The organism is Frankia sp. CgKIO3 (genome assembly GCF_977946435.1).
In genome coordinates this window covers 20,340-36,223 of sequence record NZ_CDWTMO010000008.1, presented here as the reverse complement: position 1 = coordinate 36,223, position 15,884 = coordinate 20,340, and the positions used below count along the sequence as shown (strand labels likewise).

The 15,884-nt window shown below is 73.7% G+C and carries 5 protein-coding genes; all 5 read left to right on the top strand.

Annotation, left to right across the window (positions count from 1 at the left end; all coding sequences use genetic code 11):
• Positions 1-517: 517 nt before the first annotated feature.
• From AC08OJ_RS02225 to AC08OJ_RS02205, 5 genes are read left to right on the top strand one after another with little or no spacing between them, the layout of a single operon-like run.
• A complete protein-coding gene (locus AC08OJ_RS02225; protein ID WP_476594937.1) occupies positions 518-8,320 on the top strand; it encodes an SDR family NAD(P)-dependent oxidoreductase in 7,803 nt (2,600 codons plus the stop codon).
• On the top strand, positions 8,313-13,307 hold the full coding sequence (locus AC08OJ_RS02220) for a type I polyketide synthase (RefSeq protein ID WP_476594936.1): 4,995 nt from the start codon (positions 8,313-8,315) through the stop codon (positions 13,305-13,307). The genes AC08OJ_RS02225 and AC08OJ_RS02220 overlap by 8 nt, the downstream gene beginning before the upstream one ends.
• Before the next feature lie 2 nt (positions 13,308-13,309).
• Complete coding sequence (locus AC08OJ_RS02215; protein ID WP_476591722.1) at positions 13,310-13,687, top strand: phosphopantetheine-binding protein; 378 nt, start codon at positions 13,310-13,312, stop codon at positions 13,685-13,687.
• Positions 13,688-13,693: 6 nt separating this feature from the next.
• On the top strand, positions 13,694-14,647 hold the full coding sequence (locus AC08OJ_RS02210) for an alpha/beta fold hydrolase (protein WP_476591723.1): 954 nt from the start codon (positions 13,694-13,696) through the stop codon (positions 14,645-14,647).
• A gap of 19 nt (positions 14,648-14,666) precedes the next feature.
• Positions 14,667-15,857: a glycosyltransferase gene (locus AC08OJ_RS02205; RefSeq protein ID WP_476591724.1), complete on the top strand. Its 1,191-nt coding sequence runs from the start codon at positions 14,667-14,669 to the stop codon at positions 15,855-15,857.
• The last annotated feature ends 27 nt before the right edge of the window (positions 15,858-15,884 follow it).

Genomic DNA, 15,884 nt, shown 5'->3' with positions numbered 1-15,884 from the left:
TGTGTAATTCCGATCCGCGACATCCTCATCGATGTCCGGCGGTGGGCGAGCGGGCGACCGGATGCCGTCCGGACCTGGTCACGGCGACCGCGCCAGTGGTCCGACGGGCCCACGATCAACGCTGTGGTCCGGCGCCACGCAATGATCCCAACCGGGCCGGCTAGTATTCCGCGCACGTTGGCAATCCCGTGTCGGCTAACCGGATGCGGCTTCCCGGATGTCTGCCGTCCCGGCGGCACTGACCAGGAGGTCTGGATGATGCGGGCGGTCTTGTCGTCCGGAACAAGTCGATCATGCTGGTTCGGTGGGTGAGTTCTGTGGCCTCGATGTGCCGCCGCGGCGATCGGGCGGCAGCGGACGCGCCGTCGGCCCCGGGTCTGCCGGCTGTCCGCCTGCCCTTGAGATACCCGCTCACGCGGACCAGCGATTACCCGCCTATCCGGACCAGCACAGCCCCCTCAGCCTCTGCCCCCTCAGCGCCCTGCCCCAGGCGGGGACCGGTCGGGAGGACCAGCCGATGACCACTGCACCCAGCGCGTCACCCGTGGCCTCGCCGGCCAATCCCGCCGACCGCGATCCGCTCGACGCCCGCGAGCTGGTCGTGGTGATCACGCCGTTCGCTGAACCGTCCGCGCCCCTGGTCGCCGCGGTGCAGCGGGCCGGAGGGCTCGGGGTGCTGGACCTCGGGTTGCTGGCCGGACCGGCACGTGACGCGCTGCGGGACGCCGAGCGGTGGGCGCCGGGCCGGTTCGGGGTGCGGGTCGCTCCCGGCTGCCCCCTCGATCCCGACGAGCTGCCCGCGAGCGTCGGGACCGTCGTACTAGTCGTCCGGTCCGGTCCGGATCCCCGATCCGGCCCCGTCGCGTGGGCGGACGCCGGGCCGGGTCCGGGGAGCCGCTGGGACATCGGCGCGCTGACGAGCCGGTTGCAGGCGAGCGGGCCGCGTGGAGAGGCGCGGCGCCGGGTCTGGGCGGAGGTCACCTCGGTCGCGCAGGCGTGCGACGCGGTGGCGGCGGGGGCCGAGGGGCTGATCGCGCGAGGCAACGAGTCCGGGGGGCCCGTAGGCGACCTCACCACCTTCACCCTCCTGCAACATCTGCTCGCGCAGGCGTTCGTCACCACCGAGGGCGCGCCGCTGCCCGTGTTCGCCGCTGGCGGGATCGGTCCGGCCACCGCGGCGGCCGCGGTGGCCGGCGGCGCGGCCGGTGTGGCCCTGGACTCCCAGCTCGCCCTGGTGCGTGAGATGGAGCTGCCGGCACAGGTCGCGGCGGCGGTCCGCGCGATGGACGGTAGCGAGACCACCCTCCTCGCCGGCTACCGGGTGTACACCCGTCCCGATCTTCCTGTCGCCGCTATGGCGGGCGCCGCTATGGCGGGCGACGCCACGGCGATCCCGTGCCGGCTGGGTGCGCGTGATCTGCGTAACCAGTTCCTCCCGGTCGGCCAGGACGGAGCGTTCGCCGCCGATCTCGCCGACCGCCACGTGACCGCGGGCGGTGTCGTACGGGCCGTGCGCCAGGGCATCCGCGAGGGCATCGCCGCCGCCACCCGTACCCGTCCCCTCGCCCCCGGTGCGCCCTTCGCCGCTGCCCGCGGCCTGCGCCACCCGGTCGCGCAGGGACCGATGACGCGGGTCAGCGACCGGGCGGCGTTCGCCCGTGCCGTCGCCGATGAGGGCGGGCTGCCCTTCCTCGCCCTGGCGCTGATGAGCGGCGAGGACAGCCGCGCCCTGCTGGAGGAGACCGCGGACCTGCTCGGGGACGCGCCCTGGGGAGTCGGGGTCCTCGGGTTCGCCCCGGCACCGCTGCGGGCCGCCCAACTCGCCGCTGTGCATGACGTGCGTCCTCCCTGCGCGATCGTCGCCGGAGGTCGCCCGGCACAGGCGGCCCCGCTGGAGGCCGCCGGCATTGACACGTTCCTGCACGTCCCGTCCCCGGGGCTGCTGAACCGCTTCCTGGCCGACGGCGCGCGCAAGTTCGTCTTCGAGGGGCGTGAGTGCGGCGGGCACGTCGGGCCGCGGGCGAGCTTCCCGCTGTGGGAGGCGCAGATCGCCGGCCTGCTGGAGTTCGGCGCGACCGATCAGGCCGGTCCGGACTTCTTCGCGGGCCTGCATCTGCTGTTCGCCGGGGGCGTGCACGACGCCCGTTCCGCTGCGATGGTCGCCGCGGCGGCCGGGCCGCTCGCAGAGCGGGGCGCGAGCGTTGGCGTGCTGATGGGCACCGCGTACCTGTTCACCGCCGAGGCCGTCGCGTCCGGGGCGATCCTGCCGGGTTTCCAGCAGGCCGCTCTCGACTGTAAGCGCACCGTGCTGCTCGAGACCTCTCCCGGTCACGCCACCCGGTGCGTGGAGTCCGCGTACGTCCACACCTTTCTGGGCCGTCGCCGTGAGCTGATCGCCGCCGGCCACTCCCGCCAGCAGATGTGGGAGGAGCTCGAGGCGCTCAACCTCGGCCGGCTGCGGGTCGCGAGTAAGGGCCTGCGCCGTGAGGGCAGCGAGGTCGTCACGGTCGATCCCGCGGCCCAGGCCCGGGAGGGCATGTACATGATCGGGCAGGTCGCCGCCCTGCGTTCGCGGCGGACGAGCATCGCCGAGCTGCATGACGAGGTCACCGCGCAGGCCACGGCCGGGCTCGCCGCCCGGGCCGCCGAGCTGCGGTCCGCCGACCGGATCGCGGCGCCCGACCGTCCGGGCGCCCGGCCGCTCGACATCGCGATCGTCGGGATGTCCGCGATCTTCCCGGATGCCCCGGACCTGGCCAGCTTCTGGGCGAACATCGTCGCCGGCAACGACGCTATCCGCGAGGTCCCGGCCGATCGCTGGGACGCCGAGGTCTACTACCACCCGGACGCGGTGCTCAGGGACGCCGGCCGCAGGACTCCGTCGAGATGGGGCGGTTTCCTCCCGCAGGTGCCGTTCGACGCGCTGGCCTACGGCATCCCGCCGAAGTCGCTGCGCAGCATCGAGACCAGCCAGCTCCTCGCGCTGGAGGTCGCCGCCCGCGCGCTGCGCGGCGCCGGGTACGACATGGGCCAGAAGGACGTGGGCCAGAAGACCGTCGGCGAGGGCCGGGCGTTCGACCGCTCCCGCACATCGGTGGTCTTCGGCACGGAGGCCGGGACGGATCTCTCCGGTGCCTACAGCTTCCGCTCCCTGTGGCCGGCGCTGCTCGGGGACCTGCCGGCCGAGCTGGAGGAGTTCCTGCCGGAGCTGGACGAGGACTCGTTCCCGGGCATGCTCGGGAACGTCATCGCCGGCCGGGTCGCCAACCGGCTGGATCTCGGCGGGGTGAACTTCACCGTGGACGCGGCCTGCGCGTCGTCGCTCGCCGCCCTTGACGCCGCCTGCAAGGAGCTCGTCGCGGGCACCTCGGACATGGTGCTGTGCGGCGGCGTGGACACTCACGCGGGCGCCCACGACTTCCTGCTGTTTTCCTCTGTCCATGCGCTGTCTCCGGGCGGGCGGTGCCGCAGCTTCGACGCGGGCGCCGACGGCACCAGCCTTGGCGAGGGGGTGGCTGTCATCGTGCTCAAGCGGCTCGCGGACGCCGAACGGGACGGCGACCGGATCCACGCCGTCATCCGGGCCGTCGCCGGTTCCTCCGACGGGCGGGCCCTGGGGCTGACCGCGCCGCGCAAGGCCGGCCAGGTGCTCTCCCTGGAACGGGCCTACGGGCGGGCGGGGATCTCGCCCAGCGAGATCGGTCTGCTGGAGGCGCACGCGACCGGAACGGTCGTGGGGGACCGCACCGAGCTCGCCACCCTCACCGAGGTCTTCACCAACCACGGTGCGACACCGGGCCAGTGCGCGGTGGGTTCGGTGAAGTCGCAGATCGGGCACACGAAGTGCGCGGCGGGCCTGGCCGGTCTGATCAAGATGGCCAAGGCCGTCGAGACCGGGGTGCGGCCGCCGACCCTGCACATCGACACGCCGAACACCTATTGGGACGCCGAGACCAGCCCGTTCTACTTCGACGGCGTCGCCAAGCCGTGGGTCGCCCCGGCCGAGCGGCGCCACGCCGGCGTGTCGGCCTTCGGATTCGGCGGCACCAACTTCCACGTCGTACTGTCCGCCTATGACGGCGGACCCGAGCCCGCCCACGGCCTCGACCGCTGGCCCGCGGAGTTGTTCGTCGTCCGCGGCACCGACCGGGCGGCGGCCACCCGGGCGCTGAACCGGCTGGCCGGGCTGATCGCCGCGAACGACGCGGCCGGACGGCCGTTCCGCCTGCGTGACCTCGCCTCCACCGTCTGCGCGGAACGCGGCGGCCCGGTCCAGCTCGCGTTCGTCGCCGACGACCTCGACGCGCTGCCCGCCGCCATCGACCAGGCGCGCACGTTCGCGTCGAACCCTCGGGCGGGCCTGTTCGCTCGGGACCAGGACGCGGATCCGGGTGCCACCGCGTTCCTCTTCCCCGGCCAGGGCAGTCAGCGGCCCGGCATGCTCGCCGACCTGTTCATCGCCTTCCCACGGCTGCGGTCCGTGCTGGACCTCGCTCCCCGGTGGGCAGACACGATGTTCCCGCCGGCGGCCTTCTCCCGGGAGCAGAAGGCCGCCCAGGCAGCCGCGATTACTGACACCCGCGCGGCCCAGCCGACGCTGGGGCTCGCCGGGCTTGCCGTTCACGACCTGCTGACCAGTCTCGGGGTGCGCCCGGACCACGTTGCCGGGCACTCCTACGGCGAACTGGTCGCGCTGTGCGCCGCCGGGGTACTGGACCGGCGGGACCTCATCGGCCTGAGCGAGGCCCGTGCCGCGGCGATCCTGGCGGCCGCTGGCGACGACCCGGGCACGATGGCGGCGGTCTCCGCGTCGGTCGAGCAGGTCCGCGCCGCGCTCGACGGGGCCGGTGCGGGTGGGGAGGCCGGACCGGGCCGGGTCGTCGTGGCCAACCACAACGCCCCGCGGCAGAGCGTGATCTCCGGGCCGACGGACGCCGTTGCCGCCGCCGTGGCGGCTCTCGGCCGGGCCGGCATCAGCGCCAAGCCGATCCCGGTCGCGTGCGCCTTCCACAGCCCGGTGGTGGCGGGAGCGGCGACGGCGCTGGCCGCCCGGCTCGATGAGGTCGAGGTCGAGGCGCCGACCCTGCCGGTCTGGTCCAACACGACCGCCGGGCCCTACCCCGGCAGCCCGGACGAGGTGCGGGCGATGCTCGCCGGCCAGGTGGCGGCGCCGGTCAGGTTCGTCGAGCAGATCGAGGCGATGTACGCCGCGGGGGTGCGGACCTTCGTCGAGGCCGGGCCCGGCCGCGTCCTGGCGCAGCTCGTCGGCAGGATTCTGGCCGGTCGACCGCACCGGGTGGTGGCCACCGACGTCGCCGGCGAGCCGGGGCTGCGCCGGTTGCTGCTGGCCCTCGCCGAGCTCGCCGCCGTCGGCGTCGAGCTCGACCCCTCCGCCGCGCTGTTTACCGGCCGTGACGCCCGGGTGGTCAGCGCGACGGACCTGCCGCGCCGTCCCGGCTGGCTCATCGATGGGGCCTACGTGCGCACGCCCGACGGCCGGTTCCTTCCCGGTGGGCTGCGGCCGCCGACCCGGCTGACGGCGCGGACGACTTCACCCGGGGTCGTCTCCGTGCCCGGGGTCGCCTCCGTGCCCGAGATCGTCGGCGTGCCCGAGATCGTCGGCGTGCGCGGGTTCGTCGAGGACACCGTGACGCCGCCCCTCCCGTTCGACCGCACCGGCGTGACCGACCACAGCGAGACGACCGACGACCCGGCGGCGGGGCCCGCCGGACTGGCCGAACTTGGAGGTGACGGATCGGTGGACGCCGTGGTGCTGGAGTTCCTGCGGACCACCCGGGAACTGGTCGCGGCGCAACGTGACGTCGTACTGGGCTACTTGGGCATCGACCCGACTGGCCTGGCCCGGCCGGGCCAGCTTCCCGAGGGGCGGCCGGCGGACTTCGTGCCGCCGCGGCCCCGGGCCGTGTCGGACGACGTGCCGGACGTGGCTGCCGCGAGTCGGGTGGTGCCGGACCGGGCCGCGGTGTCGGCTGCGGTGGTGGGGGTGATCGGGGAACAGACGGGTTATCCGGTGGAGATGCTGGAGCCGGATCTGGATCTTGAGGCTGACCTGTCGATCGACTCGATCAAGCGGACGGAGATTCTGGGGGAACTGGCGCAGCGGCTGGGCCTGGTGGATGCCGGGTCGGGGGAGTTGGGCGAGGAAGTCGTCGAGGAGCTGGCGGCGATCAAGACCGTCCGCGGCATCGTCGACTGGCTGACGGACCCGCCGGGTGCGGTGTCCGGGGTGCCCGGTGCGGGGGATGCGGGTCGGGTGGATCGGGTGGCTGCGGTGGATCGGGTGGCTGCCGCGAGTCGGGTGGTGCCGGACCGGGCCGCGGTGTCGGCTGCGGTGGTGGGGGTGATCGGGGAACAGACGGGTTATCCGGTGGAGATGCTGGAGCCGGATCTGGATCTTGAGGCTGACCTGTCGATCGACTCGATCAAGCGGACGGAGATTCTGGGGGAACTGGCGCAGCGGCTGGGCCTGGTGGATGCCGGGTCGGGGGAGCTGGGCGAGGAGGTCGTCGAGGAGCTGGCGGCGATCAAGACTGTCCGCGGCATCGTCGACTGGATCGTCGCGTCGGTGGATCCGGATGCCGTCGGCGCGACCGAACCGGCTGAGCCCGTCGGGTCCGGTCGGTCCGCCGGAGTCGCGAAGTCCGGGGGGGCCGGCTCGACAGCCGCGATCCCGCTACGGCGGTTCGTCGTCGAACCGGAGATCGTCCCCGTGCCCTCGGCCCCGGAGCCGGTCGGGCGGGCCGGGTCGCTGGCCGGGGCCCGCTTCCTTCTCGTCGAGGGCGGTCTCGGGGTCGGACTCGAGCTCGCCACGTTGCTGGAGCAGGCGGGTGCCGAGGCCCGCATCCTCGCCGCCGACGACCGGGGCCTGGTCGGCCAGATTCGAGCCGGCGCCGGCGCGGACGGCCTGGTGTGGATCGCCTCGATCGATCCCGGCGCCGGCGACCACGCCGTTCTTCCCGCCGCGTTCGCGGCACTGCGGGCCGCGGCTCTCGGCGGCAGCCGGCGGATGCTCGTCGCGACCGGGCACGGCGGGCGCTTCGGTCGCCCGTCGCCTCACGGCACCGGGGCGCTCGCCCCGGGCGACGCCGGGGACGAGGGGATCCAGCTGACCCCGGGGATGGGCCTCGCCGGCCTGGTGCGCACGATCGCCTGGGAGGTTCCCAACATCGCGGTCCGCCTCGTCGACGTCGAACCGAAGGACGAACCGCGTCGGATCGCCGAGAGCCTGCTCGTCGAGCTGCTCACCCCCGGCGGGCCGTCCGTGGTGGGCTACCGTGACGGGGTCCGCGCGACCCCGCGGATCCGGCCGGTGGAGCTGGGCGTCGCGGGCGAAGTCGGCGAAGTCGGCGACGTGGGTGCGGCGGGCTACGCAGGCGAACTGCCCGCCGGGCTCGGCCCCTCCTCGGTGGTGCTGCTCACCGGTGGCGCGCGGGGTATCACGGCGGCCGTCGCCGTGGAGCTCGCCCGGCGCAGCGGCTGCGCCATCGAGTTGATCGGGCGCACCCCACCGCCCACCGGACCGGAGGAACCGGTGACGGCGGATGCGCTCGACGCCCCGGCGCTGCGCCGCGCGCTCGTCGCCACCGGCGTCCGCCGGCCGGCCGAGATCGAGTCCCAGGTCGCCCGGTTGCTCGCCGAGCGGGAGGTGCGCACCACGCTGGAGGTTCTTGGCCGGCTGGCCTCGTCGGTGCGTTACCACGCGGTGGACGTGCGTGACGGTGTCGCTGTTGCCTCGGTCGTGGCCGACGTCTACGCCCGCCACGGTCGCCTCGACGGCGTGGTGCACGGCGCGGGCATCCTGGCGGACCGGCTTCTGCGGGATAAGACGCCCGAGTCGTTCGACCAGGTGTACCGAACGAAGATCGAGGGTGCCCGGGCGCTGCTGGCGGCGCTGCGGGACGACGTCGGCTTCGTCGCCCTGTTCGGGAGTGTCGCGGGCGTCTTCGGCAACCGCGGCCAGGTCGACTACGCCGCCGCGAACGACACCCTGGACACGCTCGCCGGTGCCTGTGCGGGCCGCTTCGCCGGCCGGGTGGTCAGTGTCGACTGGGGTCCCTGGGGATCGGCGCGGGACTTCGTGGCACGGGCCGGCGGACCGGCCCCCGCGGTGGCCGGGGGCGCGGTGGCCGGTGGTGGGATGGTCTCCCCGGAGCTTGCCCGGGAGTACGCGCGCCGTGGCATCGGCCTGATCGATCCCGCCGACGGGGTGGCCGCCCTGCTGCGGGAGCTGGCCGCTCCGGCGGGCACGCCCGCGCAGGTCGTCTACATGTGCGCCTCGGTGGAGTCGTTCGATGCCTGAGCCCGGTGCCGGGCCGGGGGGGCGGTCGGCGTCGGGATCCCGGCCTGCGCCCGGGGGCGGCGCCCCACCCATCGCCCTGGTCGGGATGGCGGCGCTGTTCCCCGGCGCCGGCGACCTCGGCACCTTCTGGGGCAACATCGTCGGGGGCGTCGACGCGATCCGGGAGGTGTCGCCGGAGCGTTTCGACGTCGACGACTACTTCCGCCCCGACCTGTTCCGCCCCGACCCGCCCCGCGGTGACCGTCCCGGCGCCGGACCGGGCGGTGCGGGCGACGCCTTTTACTGCCGGCGTGGCGGTTTCGTCGAGGAGTTCGCGTCGTTCGACCCGGCCGCGTTCGGCATCATGCCGCTCGCCGTCGACTGGACCGAACCCGACCAGTTGCTGTCCCTGCGGCTCGCCGCCGCGGCGATCACGGACGCCGGCGGTCCCGAGCGGCTGGGGGACGCCGAGCGTGTCGGGGTGGTGCTCGGCCGCGGCGGCTACGTCGGTCCCGGGGTCGCCAAGCTCGAACAGCGGGTGCGCACCTCCCGCCAGATTGTCACGACGCTGCGCGAGATCCTGCCCGACCTGCCGGCCGAGGCCGTCGAACGGGTCCGGGAGGCGTTCGTCGCCCAGCTCGGACCGCAGCGCCCCGAGGCGTCCATCGGGCTGGTGCCGAACCTCGCCGCCTCCCGCATCGCCAACCGGCTCGACCTGCGCGGGCCCGCCTACACCGTGGACGGGGCCTGCGCGTCATCGCTCATCGCCGTCGACATGGCGATGCGCGACCTCGGGTCCGGCCGGACCGACGCGATGATTGTAGGTGGCGCCCACATCGTGCACGAGGCGTCGTTCTGGAGCGTCTTCACCCTGCTGCGGGCGTTGTCCCCGAGTGAGATCATCCGTCCCTTCGACCGGCGGGCCGACGGCATCCTCATCGGCGAGGGCGTCGGTATGGTCGTCCTCAAGCGGCTCGCCGACGCCGAGCGCGACGGCGACCGGATCTACGCGGTGCTGCGGGGATCGGGCACGTCCAGTGACGGCCGGTCCGCCTCGCTGATGGCCCCGGCGGTCGAAGGCCAGACGCTCGCCGTCCGCCGGGCCTGGGCGGATGCCGGGCTCGACCCGACGGCGCCGGGTGCGATCGGCCTCGTCGAGGCGCACGGCACGGCCACCCCCACTGGCGACGCTGTGGAGCTCGCCACCCTCGGCCGGATCTTCGGCACCGCGCCGGCCGGGCCGGCCGGGCCGGGGCGGGCGGACATCGGGATCGGTTCCGTCAAGTCCATGATCGGTCACGCGATGCCGGCCGCGGGCGCGGCCGCTCTGATCAAGACCGCGCTGGCGCTGCACCACCGGGTCCTGCCGCCCACGCTGCACTGCGACGAGCCGCATCCGGCGTTCGCGGGCAGCCGGTTCGCGCCGGTGCGCGCCGCCGTCGAGTGGGACACCCCGGCCGGCGGCGGTCCCCGCCGAGCGGGGGTCAACGCCTTCGGGTTCGGCGGCATCAACGCCCATCTGGTGCTGGAGGAGGCGCCGGCACCTGCGGCGGTGACGGCGGCCCGTACGTTCGCCGCCCCGGCGGTGACCACGGTGGACCGGGCGGCCGACCCGGACGTCGATCCGGACGCCGAACCGGTGCTGCTGTTCGCCGGGGCCGACGCGGCTGACCTGCTGGCCCAGCTCGACGTCCCGGACGCGGAACTGCTCGCCCGCGACGACGCCGCGGCCCCGCCGACCGGTGGGCCGTGGCGGCTGGCCCTGGTCGCGCCGACCGCCCGTCGGCTGGCGCTCGCCCGCACCGTCGTCGAGCGCGGCACCCTCTGGCGGGGACGCAACGACCTGTGGTTCACCCCGGCGGGGATGTTCGCCCCCGCGCGGCCGGGCGGGGACTCCCCGGCGCAGACCGCCTTCCTGTTCTGTGGCCTGGAGGACAAGTTCGCCCCGCGGATCGACGACGTCTGCGAACACTTCGGGCTGACGAAGCCGGCCCTCGACGACACCGGGATGCTCGGCCGGCATGGCGTCGCGAGCGTTGAGGTCGGCCGGATCCTCGATGTGGCGTTGCGGCGGCTCGGGATCATCCCGGACCTCGTCGGCGGCCACAGCATCGGCGAGTGGAACGCGATGATCTCCTGTGGGCTGATCACCGACGAGTACACCGACGACTTCCTCGCCGGCTTCGACCCGACCGTCCTAGAGGTGCCGGGGGTCGTCTTCGGCGCGCTCGGCTGCGGCGCGCAGCGCGCGGCGGAGGTCATCGCCGGGCTCGGCGAGGTCGTCGTCTCCCACGACAACTGCCCGCATCAGTCGATCATCTGCGGGCGGGAGGACAGCGTGCGCACCGCGCTGGACCGGCTGCGCCGCGACGGCGTGCTGGGCCAGATCCTGCCGTTCCGGTCGGGGTTCCACTCCCCGTTTCTCGAGCCGTACCTGGACCCGATGCGGGCGCGGCTCGCCCTCACCGCGTTCGTCGAGGCGAGCGTGCCGATCTGGTCGGCGACCACGGTGGCGCCCTACCCGAGCGACCACGACGCCATCCGCGCGCTCGCTCTTCGGCACCTGGTCGAACCGGTTCGCTTCCGCCAGCTCGTCGAGCGGCTGCGCGAGCGCGGGGTGCGTGCCTTCATCCAGGTCGGAGTGGGCAGCGTCGCGGGATTCATCGACGACATCCTACCCGGCAACGACCATCTCTCGTTGGTCACGAATACCGTGAAGCGCCCCGGGCTGGACCAGCTGCGGCGGGTCGCGGCGGCGATGTGGGCGGAAGGCGCCGCGCCCCGGATGGACCTGCTGCCCTGCCGGTCGCGACCCGCGCCGGCGGTGCCGCCGCCCCCCGGGGGGGCCAACGGACCGCACCGCGTCGGTGCCCCGGTGCGGTTGAGCCTCGGCACCCCCCTGATCCGCCTCGGCGGCGGAGCCGGCGACCTGCTCAACCCGGGCAGTGCTGATCGGACCCACCGGAATCCGCCGGCCTGGGCCGGGGGTGACGTGCCGACGCATCCGGTGATCGCCGAGCTGCGGGCCGCGCTCGCCGAGGCGGACGCGGTGATGTCCACCGTGGTCGACCGCTGGTCGCATGGGGCGACATCGGCTCGGGTCCCCCCGCCCGGACCGGGGGGCGGGGCAATCCCGGGCGCTGCGACCCCGGGCGCAGGTCGGACGTCCGCGGTGGGCCGGGTACCCGTGCCCCGTGACAGTCCCGAACCCGGGCCGCGGATGTTCCGGCGACGGCTGTCGCTGGCGTCGATGCCGCACATCGTCGACCACTGCTTCTACCGTCAGCCGCCGGGCTGGGCGGACATGTCCGATCTGTTCCCGGTCGTGCCGATGATCGAGGTCCTCGAGCTCATGATCGGCGAGGCCGCCGCGCTGCTGCCGGGCCGGGTGCCGGTCGGTGTCCGAGACGTTCGGGCGTTGCGCTGGCTCGCGATCGAGCCGGCGGTGGAGGTGTCCATTGCGCTCGCCCCCGCAGGGCCGGACGCGGTGCGGGTGACCGTGGACGGCTACGCCCGCGGCACGGTGCTGTTCGCGGCGGACCACCTGCCGTCGCCCGGGTCGACCGCGATCACCGCCGATCTGTCGGTGGGCCGGACGGGCCCGACGCTGCCCGTCGAGCGGCCCCCGCGGCATCATGGCAGGGATCTCTACGGGGCCCGGTTCCTCTTCCACGGTCCCGGCTACCAGGGCATCCATCGGATCGAGGCGATCGCCCCGACCGGTATCCGGGGGCGTCTGCGGGTGCCGTCGGCGTCCGGCGCCCTGCTCGACAACGTGGGCCAGCTCTTCGGCTACTGGGCGATGGAGCATCTGTCCGACGACTCCCTCCTGCTCCCGCAGTCCCTGGCCGACGTGCGGTTCCACGGCCCGGTGCCGGTAGAGGGCGACCTGGTGGACTGCGTCGTACGGATCCGTCAGGTGGCCGAGCGCACGGTGACCGCGGATATGGAGGTGCGGCGGGCTGACGGGCGTGTCTGGGCGGTCATCACCGGGTGGACCGACCGCCGGTTCGCCAACGACGACGTGCTCTGGGCGATGGTGCGTGCGCCGGAGCTGAACACCGTGGCGCAGCCCTCCGGTGAGGGCTGGGTGGTCGCCGTGGACCGCTGGCCCGATGCGGCTTCGCGGGAACTGATCGTGCGCCACTACGCTGATGCCGCCGAGCGTGCCCGGCTCGCCGCGCTCAACCCCAGGGCGGCGCGTGGCCGGCTGTTGGGACGGATCGCCGCCCAGGACGCAGTCCGGCGATGGCTGTGGGAGCGGGGAGCGGGGCCCGTCTGGGGGATCGAGATCGGGATCCGTAACGACGACGTGGGTGCCCCGGTCATCACCTCCCTGCCGGCGCGGCCGGGTGTCCCCGCGCTCGACCCCCCGTGGGTGTCGCTCGCCCACAAGCCGGAGCTCGCCGTGGCCCTGGTCGCCGCGGACGGGGAGATCGGTATCGATCTTGAGCAGATCGTGTCCCGCGCCGCCGGGGTCGAGAAGGCGGCCTTGGCGTCCAGCGAACTGCGCCTGCTCGACCGGGTCGCCGGCACCGATTCTCACCGGCGGGCCGTGTGGTTCACCCGGTTGTGGGCGGCGAAAGAGGCGGCGGCGAAGGCCGACGGAACGGGCCTCGCCGGCTGTCCACGCCGGTTCGTCGTGGACGGCCCTCATTCCCTGGGGACGGCCCAGTTTCCGGGAAGGGATGGGCTCGCATCCTCCCGGGCGGGGGGCACCCCGCCCGATCTGGTCCGGGTCACCGTCTACGGGGATGGTCCCGACGGGTCGGTGCCGGAGCGGACCCGGTGGGTGGCGTTGCGTACGGTGGACGCCGCCGGCCGGATTCAGCCGGAACCGACCGGCCCGGTGCCCCGCGAGGGCGGGGCACCGCCGCCGCAGCGCCAGGACGCTGTGGGCGATGGCGTCTCCGCCGGAAGAGTCGATGTCGCTACCGTCAGTTACGTAGTCGCCTGGACCTCCCCCGCGGTCGAGGCGCATGGTCTCCAGAGCCAGAAGGAGTGTTGATGATGTCTGCGCAGAGCACGACGAGGCAGGGTCCTCCCGGCCCGGAACCGGACGACCGCACCGGCGCCGTCACACGGGCCGAGGCCGAGGCCCGGATCCTCGGTGAGGTCACGGAGCTCCTGCGGGAGGTGATCGGGGAGGAATACGTCGTGGACATGGAGATCACGATGGCCACCTCGTTCAATCAGGATCTCGAGCTGGAGAGCATCGAGTTCGTGGCGCTGGCCGACCGGCTGCGTGAGCGCTACGGCGAGGCGGTGGACTTCGTCGGCTTCCTTGCCGACATGGACGTCGACCAGGTGATCAACATGCGGGTCGGCGAGGTCGTCCGCTTCATCGTCGACAGCCTCCCGACGCTGGCGCCGGCGGGATCGGCCTGAAGGCCCGTGGCTGAGGTCATCGCGAACGGGATCCGGCTGCATGTGCAGCGACTGGCGCCCAGGGGCGGAGCGTCCACGGACTCGCCGGTCGTCGTGATGGTGCACGGCATGGTGATGGACAACATCTCCAGCTTCTACTTCACGCTGGGCAACTGCCTCGCTGATGCCGGCTGCGACGTCATCTGCTACGACCTGCGCGGCCATGGGCGCAGCGAGCGGACCCGCAGCGGCTACGGGCTGGCGGACTCGATGGCAGACCTGCTCGGGCTGCTCGACGAGCTCGGAGTGGACCGCCCGGTGCACCTGGTGGGTAACAGTTACGGCGCCACGATGGCGCTGGCTTTCGGGCTGGAGTTCACTTCCCGGGTGGCGAGCCTGACGCTGATCGAGCCGCCGTTCCTGATCGAGGGTCTCGGCGAGGAGATGGCCCGATCGCTGACCCAGATCCTCGTCGCGATGAGCGACGAGGAGGTCCAGGAGTGGCTGGACAACGGCGCCGGGCGCGTGGCCAGCCGCGCCACCCGGGCCGCGCAGCGGCTGCTGCAGGAGACGACGATCGCCACCGACATGCTGGCGACTCCGCCGTTCTCCACCGAGGCGCTGGCCGCGCTGAACGTCCCGGTGCTCGCGGTGTACGGGGAGAACTCCGACATCATCGGGCAGGCTGCGGGCCTGGCCGCGCTGGTGCCCGATTGCACCCTGATCGTCCTGGAGTACCACACGCACATGGTGCTACGGGAGGCCGCGCACTACCTGCGGGACCTGCTGCGGTGGTGGTTGTTCCGCAGCCAGACGACGCCGCCGCCCTACGTGCGCGCGAACGGCCGGCGCTTCGCCACCCCGGACTGGGTGACGCAGCGGGTGCCGCCGCCCGATCTCAACGCCGAGCGCCGGTCGGCCCCGATCCCGGCCGACGCGGCAGCTGCGGCCGGCGAGGGGTGTGAGGAGCGAGGGGTGTGAGGGGCGTGAGGAGCGTCCGATGAGCCGCGTGCTGTTCGTGGTGCCGCCCCTGACCGGGCATGTCAACCCGGCGGTCGGGGTCGCCGCCGAGCTGGCCGCCCGTGGTCACGAGGTGGCGCTCGCCGGGTACGCGGGCGTCATCGGATCGTTGATCCCGCCGGAGCTGGCTCTGCTGGCGTTACCCGAGGCGGTCCTGGGCGAGAAGTGGTCCCGGATCCAGGACACGTCTCGGGCGCTGAGGGGGCCGGCGTCGCTGAAGTTCCTGTGGGAGGACTTCCTGCTCCCGCTCGGCTCGATGATGGCCCCGGCGATCGACAGGATCATCGACGACTTCCAGCCCGACCTGCTCGTCATCGACCAGCAGGCGGTGGGCGCCGCGCTTGTCGCCCGTCGTCGGAGCCTGCGCTGGGCGACCCTCGCGGCGACCTCCGCCGAGTTCGACAACCCTTACGGGGTGCTCGCGGGCCTGGGGCAGTGGGTCGTCGACCGCCTGCGGGACTTCCAGACCGGGCACGGAGTGCCGCCCGGCGAGGCGGCCGTCGGGGACCTGCGCTTCTCCGAGGCGTTGACCCTCGTCTTCTCCGTCCGGGAAATGCTGCACAACCCCGGGATCCCGGACTACGCGGTCTTCGTCGGCAGCGCGGTCGGGAAACGGGCCGGCGTGGGCGAGTTCCCCTGGGACTGGCTCGACCCGGCCCGCCGGGCGGTGCTCGTCTCCCTCGGCACGGTGACCCGGGAGGCCGGCGGTCGATTCCTGCGGGCGGCGGCGGAGGGGTTGCTCGGCCTGCCCGAGCGGGTACAGGCGATCGTCGTCGCCACACCCGGGCTCGTCGACGACCTCGCCGCCGCGGCGCCCGACGACCTGCTGGTCGCGCCGTTCGTGCCGCAGGTCGCGTTACTTCCGCGGTTGTCGGCGGTGGTGTGCCACGCCGGCAACAACACCGTCTGCGAGTCGCTGTCACACGGGGTTCCGCTGGTGGTCGCCCCGGTTCGCGACGACCAGCCGATCATCGGCGAGCAGGTCGTCCGCAACGGGGCCGGGGTGCGCGTCAAGTTCGGTCGGGCCGGACCCACCGCCGTGCGTTCCGCGGTGACGGCCGTGCTGGACGATCCGTCGTACCGGGCCGCCGCTGCCCGGATGCGGGCCGCCTTCGCCGCCGCCGGCGGGGTGGCCGCCGCCGCCGATCATCTTGAGAAACTGGCCTCCTGATGCTCGGTCTGGTGGTCGATGATCGGT

Bases quoted from the DNA above. Each gene is read 5' to 3' on its own strand.
- AC08OJ_RS02225 (WP_476594937.1), top strand. From the start codon at position 518: ATGACCACTGCACCCAGCGCGTCACCCGTGGCCTCGCCGGCCAATCCC.
- AC08OJ_RS02215 (WP_476591722.1), top strand. From the start codon at position 13,310: ATGTCTGCGCAGAGCACGACGAGGCAGGGTCCTCCCGGCCCGGAACCG.
- AC08OJ_RS02205 (WP_476591724.1), top strand. From the start codon at position 14,667: ATGAGCCGCGTGCTGTTCGTGGTGCCGCCCCTGACCGGGCATGTCAAC.
- AC08OJ_RS02220 (WP_476594936.1), top strand. From the start codon at position 8,313: ATGCCTGAGCCCGGTGCCGGGCCGGGGGGGCGGTCGGCGTCGGGATCC.